This window comes from Phaeobacter porticola (assembly GCF_001888185.1).
Taxonomy (GTDB): Bacteria; Pseudomonadota; Alphaproteobacteria; order Rhodobacterales; family Rhodobacteraceae; genus Phaeobacter; species Phaeobacter porticola.
This window is the reverse complement of record NZ_CP016364.1, coordinates 2,403,897-2,417,624: the sequence shown is the minus strand read 5'-3', so window position 1 is coordinate 2,417,624 and position 13,728 is coordinate 2,403,897. Positions and strand designations below refer to the sequence as shown.

Sequence of the window (13,728 nt, the reverse complement as noted above, 5' to 3'; positions counted from 1 at the left end):
TAGCTCATTGGCGACTTGCGCACGACAACGAAAAAGGCCGCCCTTACATTTGGCGGCCTTTCTTTATTTTTTGATCTGAAACGTATCAGCCTGCAATCAGGCCCATGTTTTCCAGCTTCAGCAGAACCTGATGCGCGCAGTTGTCTACGTCGACATTCTCGGTCTCGACCCGCAATTCAGGGTCAGCCGGAACATCATAGGGGTCAGAGATGCCGGTGAATTCCTTAATCTTACCTTCACGAGCCAGTTTATATAGACCCTTCCGGTCACGGCGTTCGCATTCCTCGATGGAGGTGGCAACATGGACCTCAAGAAAGGCGCCAAACTCTTCCACATCCTCACGCACGGCGCGGCGGGTGGTGGCATAGGGCGCGATCGGGGCACAGATGGCGATACCACCGTTCTTGGTGATCTCGGACGCCACATAGCCGATGCGGCGGATGTTCAGATCGCGGTGCTCTTTCGAGAAGCCCAGCTCCGAGCTGAGGTTTTTCCGCACGATATCACCGTCCAGAAGTGTGACAGGGCGGCCGCCCATTTCCATCAGCTTAACCATCAGCGCGTTCGCGATGGTGGATTTGCCGGAGCCGGAGAAGCCGGTAAAGAACACGGTGAAACCCTGCTTGGAGCGCGGCGGCTTGGTCTTGCGCAGCTCATTCACCACCTCGGGGAAGGAGAACCACTCAGGGATTTCCAGGCCTTCGGCCAGACGGCGGCGCAGTTCTGTGCCGGAGATATTCAGGATGGTGACGTTGTCACGATCTTCGATCTCGTCATTCGGTTCATATTGGGCGCGCTCTTGCACATAGACCATATGTTTGAAGTCGACCATTTCAATGCCGATTTCTTCCTGATGCTCACGGAACAGGTCCTGCGCGTCATAGGCGCCGTAGAAATCCTCACCAGCCGAATTCTTGCCGGGGCCTGCGTGGTCACGCCCAACGATGAAGTGGGTGCAGCCATGGTTCTTGCGGATCAAGCCGTGCCAGACCGCTTCGCGTGGGCCTGCCATGCGCATCGCCAGATTGAGCAGCGACATAGAGGTGGTGGCGGCCGGGTATTTGTCCAGCACCGCCTCATAGCAGCGCACGCGGGTGAAGTGATCAACATCGCCGGGTTTGGTCATGCCAACGACCGGGTGGATCAGCAGGTTGGCCTGAGCCTCACGCGCGGCGCGGAAGGTCAGTTCCTGATGCGCACGGTGCAGCGGGTTACGGGTCTGGAAGGCCACGATACGGCGCCAGCCCAGCTTGCGGAAATAAGCGCGCAGTTCGTTCGGGGTGTCGCGACGACCACGGAAATCATAGTGTACGGGCTGCTGAATGCCGGTGACCGGGCCACCCAGGTAGATCTTGCCTGCCTGATTGTGCAGGTAGTTGACTGCCGGATGCGCGTCGTCATCAGCACCGAATACCTTTTCCGCTTCGCGGGATTTGTTCGGCTCCCAACGGTCGGTCACTGTCATGGTCCCGAGGATCACGCCCTCCTGATCACGCAGCGCGATGTCTTCGCCGATTTCCAGCGAGGCGGCAAAATCTTCGGACACATCCAGCGTAATCGGCATCGGCCAGAGCGACCCATCGGCCATCCGCATGTTCTCAACAACACCGTTGTAATCCGCTTCCGACAGGAATCCCTTGAGCGGATTAAAACCACCGTTCATCAATAGCTCCAGATCACAGATCTGGCGTGGGCTCAGGTCGTGGCTTTTAAGATTACCAGCTTCGATTTTCAGCTTCTGGGCGGAGTCATAAGATACATAGAGCTCCGGGATCGGAGCCAAATTGCTCAGCATTGTCATGTCAAATCTCTCGTTGCTTGCGCAAAACACCCAGGAGCGGGCGCATTTAGGCGGCGCAATAGCGCGGGCTTGCGCAGCTTGTCTAGGTTTGCGCCAGGTGATGAGCGCAAAAAGGATCATTCGTGCCAATTATCCGCCTGACTGTGGCCCAATGGACCGCAAATGCGGGTATTCGCAGAATTCTGGTGGGCGGGGTTTCTGCCGTCGTCCAAATGCGAACGGGCGACCTGTTTGGCCGCCCGTCGATATTGAAATGTTGAGGGTATTGGCGCTGTTCGCCAACTAGTCCTGTTCGGCGAGAAAACGCTCTGCGTCGAGGGCCGCCATGCAGCCCATACCGGCAGAGGTGACGGCCTGACGGTATTTGTGATCGGTCAGGTCGCCCGCAGCAAAGATACCGGGGATCGAGGTTTCCGTGGTGCCGGGGTTCACAGAGACATAGCCTCCGTTATGCAGCTCCAACACGTCCTTCACCAGTTCGTTTGCCGGGGCATGGCCGATGGCGACAAACACGCCTTTACAGGCGATTTCATTGATCTCACCGGTTTTGACATTCTTGACCCGGACGCCTTCGACGCCCAGAGGATTTTCGGTGCCGACCACCTCTTCCAGCTGGTGGAACCACAGCGTTTCGATCTTTTCGTTTTTCATCAGCCGATCTTGAAGGATCTTTTCTGCGCGCAGCTCATCACGGCGATGGATCAGGGTGACTTTCGACGCAAAATTGGTCAGAAACAGCGCCTCCTCAACGGCGGTGTTGCCGCCACCGATCACGACGATCTCTTGGCCGCGGTAGAAAAAGCCGTCGCATGTTGCGCAGGCTGAAACGCCAAAGCCCTTGAATTTCTCTTCCGAGGGCAACCCAAGCCATTTGGCGCGGGCACCGGTCGCAAGAATGACGGCATCTGCGGTAAAGGTGGTGCCGCTGTCAGCCTTGGCGACAAAGGGCCGCGTGCTGGTGTCGAGCGACGTAATGATATCACCGATGATCTCGCATCCCATGGCCTTGGCATGATCCTGCATCCGTACCATGAGATCCGGGCCCTGAACCTCGGTATCGCCGGGCCAGTTTTCAACCTCGGTGGTGGTGGTCAGCTGGCCGCCCGGCTCAATGCCCTGAACCAGGATGGGTTCCAGCATAGCGCGGCTGGCATAAACGCCTGCGGTGTAGCCGGCCGGGCCGGACCCGATGATCAGAACCTTGGTGTGGCGCGTATCGCTCATCTCATATCCCCAGTCGATGAAAGGGCGGTCTTGCCGCCGTCATGCAATGCATATAACTGCACCCGGCGACGTCTTAAAGCCCTGCGTTGGGCAAACACCATTACCGTGAATTGTGACCCGCTCAGCTAAGATGCTGAGGCACGACGCCGTGGATTGCAAAGATTGTTGCGCAGGTATGAAACAATATTGCGCGCCTCGCGGATACTGGTATAACAAACGCAAATTTCAACAGGAGTTCCCAGATGGTCACAACACGCCTTGATCCGATTGATCGCAAGATTTTGTCGGAATTGCAGGCCGACGGTCGCATGACCAATGTCGAACTGGCCAAGCGCGTGGGCATCTCTGCCCCTCCCTGTCTACGCCGAGTGCGCTCGCTGGAAGAGGCGGGGTTGATCCGTGGGTATCATGCTGAGGTCAATGCCCGCGAGTTGGGGTTTGAAGTGCAGGTTTTTGCCATGGTTGGTCTGGAGAGCCAAGCCGAGTCAGAACTCAGCGCATTTGAGGCGAAGTGCCGCGAATGGCCGCTGGTGCGGGAGTGTCATATGCTGAATGGCGAAGTGGATTTCATCCTGAAGTGCGTTTCTCCTGATCTGAGCACCTTTCAAAGTTTTCTGACCAGTGATCTGCTGACCACGCCCAATGTGGCCAGCGTCAAGACCTCATTGGTGATCCGCGGGGCTAAGGATGAACCGGGAGTGCCGTTTGACGTACTGGAACAACGGCTGGCCCGTGAGGCCTGACCAAGGTTTAGACCATTCCCCCAAAAAATGACAAAGGCGCCGCGTGATGTGGGCGCCTTTTTCATTTGGCTGGTTTATGTTCGACGGAGGGCTGGGCGCTGCCCCGTCTGGGTCAGCTCAGAGCAGATCGGGATCCTGCAATTCGATGCGCGGATAGGTCAACGGGCCAAAGCCCGCCACCGAATCGACATGCGAAAACAGATTCAGATAGAGCGTGCGGATTGCATGGCTGACCAGTTTCAGCGCATCTGGGCCGGGGTGGTAGGTTTCAAATGGCAGGCCTCCGACGTTGATCACCGCATGGCGCGACAGGCAAAGGTGATAGAGATTAACGGCGGTGGGTGGCGCGGTCTCGACAATGCTCATCCCGTCTTGATACTGCTGCACCGGCACAAGGGCCGCCTCGTGTTCAAGCTGGATACCCGGCAAGGGCGCGCGTTGCAGCACCCGCGCGGACGGGCCTGCGACCACCGAGGACATCGGTTTGGCTTCGCCCAGGCTGTCGGCGGTGAAGCTGGTCAGCCGATGGCTGCGCCCGTTCTGGGTCGCGCGAGCGGGCACAAGGCTGGTACACCCTTTCCACAGAAGCGGCAGGGCCTCACCTTCGGCGGTGATCAATGCGTCACCGGGCAACAGGTCTTCGATGGCTATAGGGCCACTAGATGTTTCAACCAGAGATCCGCGGCAAAAGGCGGTAAACGCCTCTTCGAACAGGGGCAGTGACGGGGCGACGTGACGGGTATCGACGATATTGCCGTTGGGCAACAAGCTGGTCACGTCGTAGCGACGCAATTGCGGACGTACCTCGCTGCGCCGGTCGGCGGGGTCTTTTAGCAGAGCGTTGGCTTCAATCGCATTGGCAGCTGCGCGTTGCAACGACTGTGGTATGGTCATGGCTACCTTGCCTCTTTCATAACTGTACTGTCACAAAGCCCCAAACAACGCGATGAGCAGAAAGCGCGCCGGAGCGGATTGGTTCCCTGTTAGGCTCTGCCGCCGTACGACGCACGGTGTCAGGGCCCTGTGGCCACAGGGGGCATTCGGGCGGGGTGTGGTCCTGGGCAGAGGCCCCCCATCAAGCCGCAACATTGGTGGATGATGTCAGACAGGTCCCTAATGGTCCGCAGGTTGCCCGGGGGTGCGGATATATATCAGGCGCTTTTTGCCTGCACCTGACGCGGGGCTGTGTTGTGGCGGATCAGGAGTGCAGTTTTCCGCTGGGTGCCACGGGTCCAGGGCAGGTGGACCTCTTCTGTCTTGGCGGCGGCCACAATGGATTTTATGAAGCGCGATTTCGATTTCATGAGGCGTCTCCTGTCGGGGTGGGGCAACATCCTGTTGTCTGCACCGTGTTCCCGTCATTTGTCGCGTGGCAATGCGCCACCAATGTGGCCGATCTGTGAAATTCACTGGGAGGCGGGCTTTAATGCGACGCAGTGCGTCGCGCGTTTGGCACCTACCCGATCCGGACTAAAACAGCTTGGCAGGTCGAATTATACAATTTCTATAGACGGATACAGGAAATCAAGCGGCCATAGTCAGCCTGTTTCTGATGCGTCGCCCGCCGGAAGGAATAGAACCGATCCGGGTCGGAATACGTGCAATGCCCTGTCCATGTTGCTTTGCCCACGCCGGCGCTGCGCAGCTTGTGCAGGCCCAGTGCAGGCAGGTCGAACAGATAGCGATCGCCTTCACCATTGGCAAAGAAACGGGCGTTCTTCGTGTCCTGCGTCATAAAATCGTCAAAGAACTCTGGTCCAACTTCATACGCGCGCTGCGAAATCGAAGGGCCGATAACGGCGCAGATGTTCTGACGGTTGGCACCCAAGGATTCCATCGCCGCCAACGTTGTCTCTAGGACCCCGTCGAGCGCGCCGCGCCAGCCTGCATGTGCCGCACCAATTACCTGCGCCTCTGGGTCGCTGAATAGCACAGGCTGGCAGTCTGCTGTCAGGATCGACAGCGCCACGTCTGGGGCATTTGTGACCATGGCATCGGCGCGAAGATCCCCCTGAATATCCGCCTGGTCTGGATCGCTGATGGTCAATACATCGGCGGAATGTACCTGATTGACGCGGGCCAATGCTGTCTGTGGCACCTCCATCGCCGTGGCGACACGTGCGCGGTTGATTTGCACTGCCTCGCGCTGGTCAGACGAGCCAAGCCCGCAGTTCAGCCCGGCAAAAATACCGGAAGATGCGCCGCCTCGTCTGGTGAAAAAACCGTGACGTACGGGGCTGAGAAGATCAGAGGTAAGAATTTCCAGCGTCATGCGTTCAATCCCGGTGGCGGTTGGATCTGCGCTGGGAAAAGCGCAAGGACTTTGAACAGGTTTCCCATTTCCTCAGGATGCGTCAACCGTCGATGTGCTTCAATCAAGGATTGTAGTGCATCGCCTTCCAGTGTTGCGGCAAGTGTCTGTGCCCGATTAGTGATGCCAAGCCGTTCGAGGAACACGCCCTGCGGGGTTAGCCGACTATAGGCGCAGCCAGTGGCTTTTGCCGCCAGTGCCAGGGCTTCGAAATCTACATGGGTTGTCAGATCTGCGGTGCCTGGATCTTGTAGCGGATCGCTTTGCGCATGGGCACGCAGCGCCTGTAAGGTGTCCCCAAGGGACCGCCAATCGCCATAATCTACGATCAGCGCCGCGCCGCCATGGGTTGCGATGCGCTGGGCAATCGTCGCGATCAATGGTTGCGCCGTTTCGCAAAGTTCGACCAGATCACCGTCCTTGGTGTCCTCTAGCCGGTGGGCAAGGGCAGGCTGCGGCATTGCAGGACCAAGACCGAACTTCAGGACATCACCCTCCAGCCCGACCGATTTCTCTCGCCAGCCTGCGCCATCCCTCAGAAATTGCCGAACGGGGAGCGCATCAAAAAACTCATTCGCCACCAGATAGAGCGGGTGTTCGGGCAAGTCTGTAATGTCATCGTGCCAAACCGGGGCGTGATCCTTAAGTAGCTCTGCCTGTTTGGCGCGCAAGGTGGGAGAGGCTTCCAGCAACGAGATCTGCATCGCGTCGTGAAACCCGGGTACCTGTCTGGTGGCGCGCAGGATATCCGACATTAGCGTGCCGCGCCCGGGGCCTAGCTCTGCCAGTGTGAATGTCGGTGGTGTACCCTGGTCCAGCCAGCATTGCGCCAGCGACAGGCCAATCAATTCGCCAAACATCTGGCTGATTTCCGGAGCGGTGGTGAAATCACCTTTTACCCCCAGCGGATCGCGGGTGGTGTAGTAGCCATAGGTCGGATGCAGCAGCGCATCGGCCATGTAATCCGCAACAGAAATCGGCCCCTCAGCCCGGATGCGGGCGATGATGTGGTTGCTTATGCTCATGCCAGAACCCCAGCCAGGCGGCGACTGCGCAGAACCAGAAACAGACCAATCGCCAACATCGGTAGTGACAGCATCTGCCCCATGGTCAGGCCGTAGCCACCGATATGCCAAGCGAGCCCCAAGGGGTTGTCGATGCTCACAAATTGCGCATCCGGCTGGCGGACAAACTCCACCAGGAAACGCGCGACGCCATAGCCTGCCAGGAATACGCCGGTGACACGTCCGGGGTGGCGCAATGCTCCGCGCCTATAGACCAGCCACAGGATCACAGCCCCCAAGGCTACCCCCTCCAGCATCGCCTCATATAGCTGCGAAGGATGGCGCGCGCAGAGCTCTCCTAGCGCTTGGCCGCAGGATTGGGCCGCCTGACCGGGGAACGCCACGCCCCAAGGCAGATCTGTTGACCGCCCCCATAACTCGGCGTTGTTGAAATTGGCCAGCCGCCCCAATAGCAACCCCGGCGGCACCGAATGGGCGACCAGATCGGCAATCTGCAAACGCGGGATCTGGTGGCGCAGCGCGTAGATCCAAGTTGCTACGATAACCCCCAGAAGCCCACCATGAAACGCCATGCCGCCCTGCCAGATCCGCAGGATCTCGGACGGGTTTTGCAGGTAGTAGCCGGGCTGATAGAACATCACATAGCCCAGCCGTCCGCCCAGAATGACACCCAGAATGATCCAGGTCAGCAGATCCTCGACCTGCACCGCCTTCATCGGTGGTTGCGCATCAGGCCATAATGGGGCGCGGCGCAATGCGGCGACGGCAAGACGCCAGGCAATGATGATGCCGACAATATACGCCAGCGCATACCAGCGCAGGGCGAATTGATTGCCAAACAGACTGATGGCAAAGATTTCGGGTGACAGATCGGGAAACTGGATGAGGAATGCGTGCATATGCCGTCAATGCCTTTGCTGGGGCTGCGGTGTCAACGGCTTGCCGCCGTACGTGTTGATGCCCATATAGGGGGCAAGGCAGACATGGAGAAGACAATGCAGACGCGCAACAAGATCATGGATGATATTTCTCAGCTGATGACCAACGCCATGGGGGTCGCCCACGGGGCGCGAGAAGAAGCTGAGACCGCGATGAAAGGTTTGATCGACCGCTGGCTGGCTGATCGCGACTTTGTCACCCGCGAAGAATTTGACGCCGTACGTGCCATGGCCCAGAAGGCCCGCGAAGAGAATGAGGCCCTAAAAGCCCGGCTTGACGCAATGGATGCCAGCAAGACGTCGTGAACGGAACGGTCAGGTCGATAGGCTAAAGATCTGGGGTCAACCTATCAATTTTGCAACATGCAACGGCCTGTTGTCCTGTTTGGACAGCGGGCCGTTTTGCATTCACGTCGTGCCCGTGAAGGATGTTTGTGGGCCGTCGCCGGGCTCTGACGCTGCTCGCCGCAGTATCACGATATTTTGAGGCTCATTGCCGTTCGTCCACAACTTATTGCAGTTATCCCCAAATAAAGGGTTGCCAGACTGGCTTGGTGCCGCCACCATATCTAGTAGGAGATGAGGGAACTCTCCTCTCCTTATTGAGCAGGCCGCTAGCAATTGGGGCTGTCCCGCAGCTCTTTTGCTAGAGATCAGAGAGGTGGCAACATGGCTCTTTCCGAACACTTTCTGGAAGACGAAATTCACCCTATCGATATCGTTGAACATCTGGCCTCGGACCACGATTGGGACTTTGACCGGATTGGCGACGATCAGATCGCCATGGCAGTTGAGGGCCAATGGCGAACCTATTCGCTGACACTTGCGTGGTCCGGCTATGAAGAAACTCTGCGCATGGTATGCAGCTTTGAGATGGAACCGCCAAAGGAACAGCTGCCGCGGCTTTATGAGCTGATCAACGAGATGAATGATCAGTGCTGGGCCGGTGGCTTTACCTTCTGGCCTGACCACAAGCTGATGCTGTTTCGCTATGGGCTGGTGCTTACCGGTGGGCAGGTCGCAAGCCCGGAGCAGATCGACACGATGATCAATTCCGCCGTCGCCAATTGCGAGCGCTACTATCCGGCCATCCAGTTGATGGTGTGGGGCGGGCAATCCCCGCGTGATGCGCTTCAGGTCGCCATTGCAGAGGCCTACGGGCGCGCGTAAACCTTCTCCCCGAACCGATTTCATTCAGGGTAGGGGAGAGGGATGCTGGTATCCGAGATTGCCGCACGCGGCATAGCGCTGCTAGGGTGTGGAAAGATGGGGTCAGCGATGCTGGCTGGTTGGCTGGATCAGGGCGTGCCGCCCGGTTTAGTCTGGGTCATTGACCCGAACCCATCCGATTGGGTGCGCCAGACTGGTGTAAAGATCAACGTTCCGCTGCCGGAAACACCAGGTGAGGCGCCGGGTATTGTCCTGATCGCGGTAAAACCGCAAATGATGGGCGAGGCACTGCCGCAATTGCAGCGTCTTGGCAATGGGGAGACGCTGTTCATCTCAGTTGCCGCTGGCACGTCAATCGCAACCTACGAGACGCTTTTGGGAGCAAAGACGCCGATCATACGCGCAATGCCCAACACACCTGCCGCCGTGGGGCGTGGGATCACCGCAATCATTGGTAATCGGATCGCGTCAGATGCGCATGTGACACGGGCCGACGCGCTGTTGCAGGCCATCGGCCAGACTGTGCGTCTGGAACGCGAGGCGCAGATGGATGCCGTGACGGGTGTTAGCGGGTCCGGCCCCGCATATGTTTTTCACTTGATAGAGGCACTGGCTGCCGCCGGAGAAGCCGAAGGTCTGCCCGCTGATCTGGCTATGCAGCTGGCCAAGGCCACCGTTGCAGGTGCCGGCGCGCTGGCCGAGGAAGCAGAGGAAACGCCGTCGCAGTTGCGTGTTAATGTTACCAGCCCGAACGGCACCACTCAGGCCGCGCTTGAAGTCCTGATGGATGAGGCAGAGGGTTTCCCTGCGTTGATGCGCCGCGCTGTTGCAGCGGCAACCAATAGATCAAAGGAACTCTCTCGTGGCTGACATCAGTTTTGATGATTTTCTGAAAGTCGATGTGCGCGTGGGCGAAGTCGTGCGTGCTGAGGATTATCCCGAAGCCCGCAAACCTGCGATCAAGATGTGGGTGGATTTCGGCGATGAAATTGGCATCAAGAAAACATCGGCTCAAGTGACGGCGCATTACATCCCCGAACGCTTGATCGGCAAACAGGTGATGGCGGTGGTGAATTTTCCACCTCGCCAGATTGGCAAGTTCATGTCCGAGGTCCTGGTCCTTGGTCTGCCGGATGATAGCGGCGAGATCGTATTGATCGGTCCGGACGGTGCCGTGCCACTTGGGGGGCGGATGCATTGAGCGGGAAGCTCTGGATCACCCGCCCTATGACGGCAGAGGTGGAGAGCCGCGCGCGCGCTGAGTTCGACGTGGAAATCCGCGATGACACCTCGCCGCTGACCGCAGAGGAACGCCACCGGGCACTGGCAGAGTTTGATGTCGTTGTGCCGACGCTTGGCGACCAGTTTGATGCGGCAACCTTTGTCAGCGTGACAGCACCCCGATGCAAACTGCTGGCCAATTTTGGTGTTGGCTTCAACCATATCGACGTGGCGGTCGCCCGGTCCGCAGGGCTTGCTGTCAGCAATACTCCTGGTGCTGTGACGGATGCGACGGCAGATATCGCGCTGACACTGATGCTGATGACCGCCCGTCGCGCCGGCGAAGGAGAGCGCCTGGTGCGCTCAGGGGCCTGGCAGGGCTGGCATCCGACGCAGATGCTGGGAATGCATCTGACCGGCAAACATGTGGGTGTTGTGGGGTTTGGCCGTATCGGCGCGGCCATTGCGCGGCGCTGTCATTATGGGTTTGGCATGTCAGTCAGTTACCTAGCGCGCGGCGACAAATCGCCGGGCTTTCCAGTGCAACGTGCCCAGAGCCTGACAGCGCTTGCTGCCGCGGTTGATGTGCTGGTCCTGGCAGTACCCGGCGGTGCGGACACCCGGCACCTGATCAATCGGGATGTGCTGGCTGCAATGCGCCCGAGTGCACTGCTGATCAATATTGCCCGTGGGGAAGTCGTGGACGAGGCGGCATTGATTGCGGCACTTGAGAAGCGTGAAATCGCAGGCGCGGGCCTTGATGTCTATGAATGCGAACCCAAAGTGCCCGACGCCCTGCGACATATGGAGCAGGTCACACTGTTGCCGCATCTTGGCACCGCGACAGAGGAAGTGCGCAGCAATATGGGCCATCTCGCGCTGGACAATGTGACCGCCTTCCTAGCTGGGAAACCACTGATTTCGCCGGTTTGAACGGTTCGTACTACGACAGATGGGTCATGGCCTGTCCTGTCGTGACCTTGAAACGGGTGCGGAGAACACCATGCCCGGATCAGGACGACGGGTCGGTAGGCACATCGCCCATGGCTTTGCGCCAATGGCGACGGCAGAGGGACAGATAGGTTTCATTGCCGCCGATCTGCACCTGTGCGCCCTCTTTGATGGTCTGTCCGCTTTCATCCTGACGGATCACCATGGTTGCCTTTTTTCCGCAGTGGCAGATGGTCCGCACTTCGCGCATTTCATCGGCCAACGCCAGCAATGTGGCAGAGCCGGGAAACAGTTTGCCCTGAAAATCTACCCGCAGTCCGTAGCAGAGAACCGGCACTCGCAGATCATCGACGACCCGCGCCAGTTGCCAGACCTGATCGGGAGACAGGAACTGCGCCTCATCCACAAAGATGCTGGCAACGTCGCCTTTGTCTAGTCGCGCAGAGACCTTGGCAAAGAGATCTTCGCTTGGGCCGAACATGTCTGCCTCGGCACCGATGCCGATCCGTGAGGCGATCCGACCCTGACCCGCGCGATCATCTAGCGCTGCCGTCAGAAGATAGGTGTCCATGTCGTTCTCGCGGTAGTTATGCGAGGCTTGCAAAAGCACCGTCGATTTGCCGGCGTTCATAGTCGAATAATGAAAGTAAAGCTTAGCCATGGGGCTGATGTAGCCGCAGCAGGCGGCGGAGGAAATGGTTTTTTCGCAGTGTCGCGTAGGGAATCCACCCGACGTCATACGTGGTATAGGTTTGCTGTGTATCACAAATGAAGCCCCCTGCACGCCGATGCCGGTTCGAGGCGAAACAACCCGAGAAACGAACCAAACGACAACGGCGGCAGGGCGCAAACTGGACCATAATTGCCCGCCAGTGAAGACTTACGGAACACGCCTCCACTCCCAACGCATCGCACAGGTCAGTGACAAGGCTAAGCATTGTAAGTCCCCAAAAACCTTAAGGGATAGAAATAGCATCTCATTTCCTTTAATAGTCGTGAATGGGAAATTAACGCGTTTCTTCCCCAGTGGGGCAGCGGTCATATGCAGGTAGAAATATATGGCAGACATAGGTACTTATCTAAAAAAACACACCGAGGCGCTGGTCAAGGATGTGGGGATCGAGGCTGCATGCCAGATCACAGGAAAATCCAAGGCGACATTGGGGCGGTATTACTCCGATAATGCTGAACACACCGATCGGTTCATGCCGGTCGATGCCGTCGCCAAACTGGAGGCCGCAGCCTCATATCCGCATGTGACTTCGGGGCTGGCGGATCTGAAGAACATCACCTTGTCGTATTGTGAGGCCAGTGCCGCATCTGTGGCACGGACAGGAGGTGTCAATGCCGACGTGATTGCGCTGAGCCAGCGCTTCGCCACCTTGATGAGCGAATATCAGGAAGCGATGGCGGATGGGATCATCACCATCAACGAAGCCAAGCGTTTGCTGCGGGAAACCGTTTTGTTACAGCAGGTGTTGCTCGACATGAAGCTGCATCTGGAAGAAGAGAGTTGCTAAGAAACCGATGACTGGTTCATTTGGATCAACAGGGGGCGGGACTGACGAGATGCCGGCCCTTATTGCTGTGTCACTGCCACAGATCGACGTTATCAGCCTCGCGGCAATCGACGATCCTCAACATCCGCCGCGCATTCTGCTCCTTTACGGGTCGTTGCGGTCGGTGAGCTATTCACGCAAGGCGGCCGAGGAGGCTGCGCGGATCCTGCGCGCATTGGGCTGTGAGACGCGGATTTTTGACCCCAGCGGCCTGCCGCTGCCTGATGACGCCGGATCCGAGGACCACCCTAAGGTGAGCGAACTGCGCGATCTGGCTGTCTGGTGCGAAGGCATGGTCTGGTCCAGCCCGGAACGCCACGGTGCGATGACCGGCATCATGAAGACACAGATTGATTGGCTGCCGCTGTCGCTTAAGGGCGGTATTCGCACCACCCAGGGCAAGACGCTGGCGGTGATGCAGGTTTCCGGCGGGTCGCAATCCTTCAACGCGGTCAATCAGATGCGGATTCTGGGGCGCTGGATGCGGATGATCACCATTCCCAATCAGTCCTCCATTCCCAGAGCCTGGCTGGAATTTGGCGAAGGTGAGCGACTGCCTGACGGGCCGTTCTATCGCCGCGTTGTCGACGTGATGGAAGAGCTGGTGAAATTCACCTGGCTGACCCGTGGCCGCAAGGACTATCTGGTCGACCGCTATTCAGAACGGGTTGAGGACGTTGAGGCCGTGCATCAGCGGGTATCACAGAAATAGCCCGGACCGTCAGACTCTCCGTTATAAAACTGGGCCTGCCACACTCGGCAGGCCCTTTTCTATGGCTCATGTT

Annotated in this window: 16 protein-coding genes; 8 read left to right on the top strand and 8 right to left on the bottom strand. The window is 58.2% G+C overall.

Features of this window, described 5'->3' with window-relative positions; all coding sequences use genetic code 11:
* Positions 1-85: 85 nt before the first annotated feature.
* Together PhaeoP97_RS11585 and trxB are read right to left on the bottom strand one after the other, a co-directional pair.
* Positions 86-1,801: a bifunctional sulfate adenylyltransferase/adenylylsulfate kinase gene (locus tag PhaeoP97_RS11585; RefSeq protein ID WP_072506455.1), complete on the bottom strand. Its 1,716-nt coding sequence runs from the start codon at positions 1,799-1,801 to the stop codon at positions 86-88.
* Between the two features lie 282 nt (positions 1,802-2,083).
* Positions 2,084-3,025, bottom strand: coding sequence for a thioredoxin-disulfide reductase (gene trxB, locus PhaeoP97_RS11580; RefSeq protein WP_072505178.1), 942 nt, complete (start codon positions 3,023-3,025; stop codon positions 2,084-2,086).
* 242 nt (positions 3,026-3,267) lie between these two features.
* Between trxB and PhaeoP97_RS11575 the strand changes: the two genes are divergently transcribed.
* Positions 3,268-3,768 (top strand): Lrp/AsnC family transcriptional regulator, encoded by a 501-nt coding sequence (locus PhaeoP97_RS11575; RefSeq protein ID WP_072505177.1) that lies wholly within the window; start codon positions 3,268-3,270, stop codon positions 3,766-3,768.
* 117 nt (positions 3,769-3,885) lie between these two features.
* On the opposite strand, the gene PhaeoP97_RS11570 is transcribed toward PhaeoP97_RS11575, so the two are convergent.
* The 5 genes from PhaeoP97_RS11570 to lgt form a co-directional block, all read right to left on the bottom strand.
* Positions 3,886-4,662: a Hint domain-containing protein gene (locus PhaeoP97_RS11570; protein ID WP_072505176.1), complete on the bottom strand. Its 777-nt coding sequence runs from the start codon at positions 4,660-4,662 to the stop codon at positions 3,886-3,888.
* A gap of 257 nt (positions 4,663-4,919) precedes the next feature.
* Positions 4,920-5,072 carry a hypothetical protein gene (locus PhaeoP97_RS20315; RefSeq protein WP_157891252.1) on the bottom strand — a complete coding sequence of 51 codons (153 nt, stop codon included), beginning with the start codon at positions 5,070-5,072 and terminating at the stop codon, positions 4,920-4,922.
* Between the two features lie 200 nt (positions 5,073-5,272).
* Positions 5,273-6,040 (bottom strand): peptidoglycan editing factor PgeF, encoded by a 768-nt coding sequence (gene pgeF, locus PhaeoP97_RS11565; protein WP_072505175.1) that lies wholly within the window; start codon positions 6,038-6,040, stop codon positions 5,273-5,275.
* The gene (locus tag PhaeoP97_RS11560; RefSeq protein ID WP_072505174.1) at positions 6,037-7,104 is read right to left on the bottom strand and encodes a class I SAM-dependent methyltransferase; all 1,068 of its coding nucleotides are present in this window, start codon (positions 7,102-7,104) and stop codon (positions 6,037-6,039) included. Before PhaeoP97_RS11560 ends, pgeF begins: the two co-directional genes overlap by 4 nt.
* Complete coding sequence (gene lgt / locus PhaeoP97_RS11555) at positions 7,101-8,003, bottom strand: prolipoprotein diacylglyceryl transferase (protein WP_072505173.1); 903 nt, start codon at positions 8,001-8,003, stop codon at positions 7,101-7,103. The genes PhaeoP97_RS11560 and lgt overlap by 4 nt, the downstream gene beginning before the upstream one ends.
* 96 nt (positions 8,004-8,099) lie before the next feature.
* Here lgt and PhaeoP97_RS11550 point away from each other — a divergent pair, with 96 nt between their 5' ends.
* The 5 genes from PhaeoP97_RS11550 to PhaeoP97_RS11530 all read left to right on the top strand — a co-directional run bounded on the left by PhaeoP97_RS11550 (position 8,100) and on the right by PhaeoP97_RS11530 (position 11,366).
* A complete protein-coding gene (locus PhaeoP97_RS11550; protein WP_072506454.1) occupies positions 8,100-8,348 on the top strand; it encodes an accessory factor UbiK family protein in 249 nt (82 codons plus the stop codon).
* A gap of 363 nt (positions 8,349-8,711) precedes the next feature.
* Positions 8,712-9,212, top strand: coding sequence for a type III secretion system chaperone family protein (locus tag PhaeoP97_RS11545; RefSeq protein WP_072505172.1), 501 nt, complete (start codon positions 8,712-8,714; stop codon positions 9,210-9,212).
* Positions 9,213-9,254: 42 nt separating this feature from the next.
* A complete protein-coding gene (gene proC / locus PhaeoP97_RS11540; protein ID WP_072505171.1) occupies positions 9,255-10,082 on the top strand; it encodes a pyrroline-5-carboxylate reductase in 828 nt (275 codons plus the stop codon).
* Positions 10,075-10,413: a tRNA-binding protein gene (locus PhaeoP97_RS11535; RefSeq protein ID WP_072505170.1), complete on the top strand. Its 339-nt coding sequence runs from the start codon at positions 10,075-10,077 to the stop codon at positions 10,411-10,413. The genes proC and PhaeoP97_RS11535 overlap by 8 nt, the downstream gene beginning before the upstream one ends.
* A gap of 26 nt (positions 10,414-10,439) precedes the next feature.
* Complete coding sequence (locus PhaeoP97_RS11530; protein WP_192849711.1) at positions 10,440-11,366, top strand: 2-hydroxyacid dehydrogenase; 927 nt, start codon at positions 10,440-10,442, stop codon at positions 11,364-11,366.
* Positions 11,367-11,445: 79 nt separating this feature from the next.
* On the opposite strand, the gene PhaeoP97_RS11525 is transcribed toward PhaeoP97_RS11530, so the two are convergent.
* A complete protein-coding gene (locus PhaeoP97_RS11525) occupies positions 11,446-12,045 on the bottom strand; it encodes a thymidine kinase (protein ID WP_072505168.1) in 600 nt (199 codons plus the stop codon).
* Positions 12,046-12,442: 397 nt separating this feature from the next.
* Between PhaeoP97_RS11525 and PhaeoP97_RS11520 the strand changes: the two genes are divergently transcribed.
* Together PhaeoP97_RS11520 and arsH are read left to right on the top strand one after the other, a co-directional pair.
* Complete coding sequence (locus PhaeoP97_RS11520; RefSeq protein ID WP_072505167.1) at positions 12,443-12,904, top strand: hypothetical protein; 462 nt, start codon at positions 12,443-12,445, stop codon at positions 12,902-12,904.
* A 49-nt stretch (positions 12,905-12,953) separates the two neighbouring features.
* On the top strand, positions 12,954-13,655 hold the full coding sequence (gene arsH / locus PhaeoP97_RS11515) for an arsenical resistance protein ArsH (protein ID WP_096740475.1): 702 nt from the start codon (positions 12,954-12,956) through the stop codon (positions 13,653-13,655).
* The last annotated feature ends 73 nt before the right edge of the window (positions 13,656-13,728 follow it).

Coding starts and splice junctions, on each gene's coding strand:
- PhaeoP97_RS20315 (WP_157891252.1), bottom strand. CDS start 5,072: ATGAAATCGAAATCGCGCTTCATAAAATCCATTGTGGCCGCCGCCAAG.
- arsH (WP_096740475.1), top strand. CDS start 12,954: ATGCCGGCCCTTATTGCTGTGTCACTGCCACAGATCGACGTTATCAGC.
- PhaeoP97_RS11575 (WP_072505177.1), top strand. CDS start 3,268: ATGGTCACAACACGCCTTGATCCGATTGATCGCAAGATTTTGTCGGAA.
- proC (WP_072505171.1), top strand. CDS start 9,255: ATGCTGGTATCCGAGATTGCCGCACGCGGCATAGCGCTGCTAGGGTGT.
- PhaeoP97_RS11570 (WP_072505176.1), bottom strand. CDS start 4,662: ATGACCATACCACAGTCGTTGCAACGCGCAGCTGCCAATGCGATTGAA.
- PhaeoP97_RS11525 (WP_072505168.1), bottom strand. CDS start 12,045: ATGGCTAAGCTTTACTTTCATTATTCGACTATGAACGCCGGCAAATCG.
- PhaeoP97_RS11585 (WP_072506455.1), bottom strand. CDS start 1,801: ATGACAATGCTGAGCAATTTGGCTCCGATCCCGGAGCTCTATGTATCT.
- pgeF (WP_072505175.1), bottom strand. CDS start 6,040: ATGACGCTGGAAATTCTTACCTCTGATCTTCTCAGCCCCGTACGTCAC.
- PhaeoP97_RS11545 (WP_072505172.1), top strand. CDS start 8,712: ATGGCTCTTTCCGAACACTTTCTGGAAGACGAAATTCACCCTATCGAT.
- PhaeoP97_RS11530 (WP_192849711.1), top strand. CDS start 10,440: ATGACGGCAGAGGTGGAGAGCCGCGCGCGCGCTGAGTTCGACGTGGAA.
- PhaeoP97_RS11520 (WP_072505167.1), top strand. CDS start 12,443: ATGGCAGACATAGGTACTTATCTAAAAAAACACACCGAGGCGCTGGTC.
- PhaeoP97_RS11550 (WP_072506454.1), top strand. CDS start 8,100: ATGCAGACGCGCAACAAGATCATGGATGATATTTCTCAGCTGATGACC.
- trxB (WP_072505178.1), bottom strand. CDS start 3,025: ATGAGCGATACGCGCCACACCAAGGTTCTGATCATCGGGTCCGGCCCG.
- PhaeoP97_RS11560 (WP_072505174.1), bottom strand. CDS start 7,104: ATGAGCATAAGCAACCACATCATCGCCCGCATCCGGGCTGAGGGGCCG.
- lgt (WP_072505173.1), bottom strand. CDS start 8,003: ATGCACGCATTCCTCATCCAGTTTCCCGATCTGTCACCCGAAATCTTT.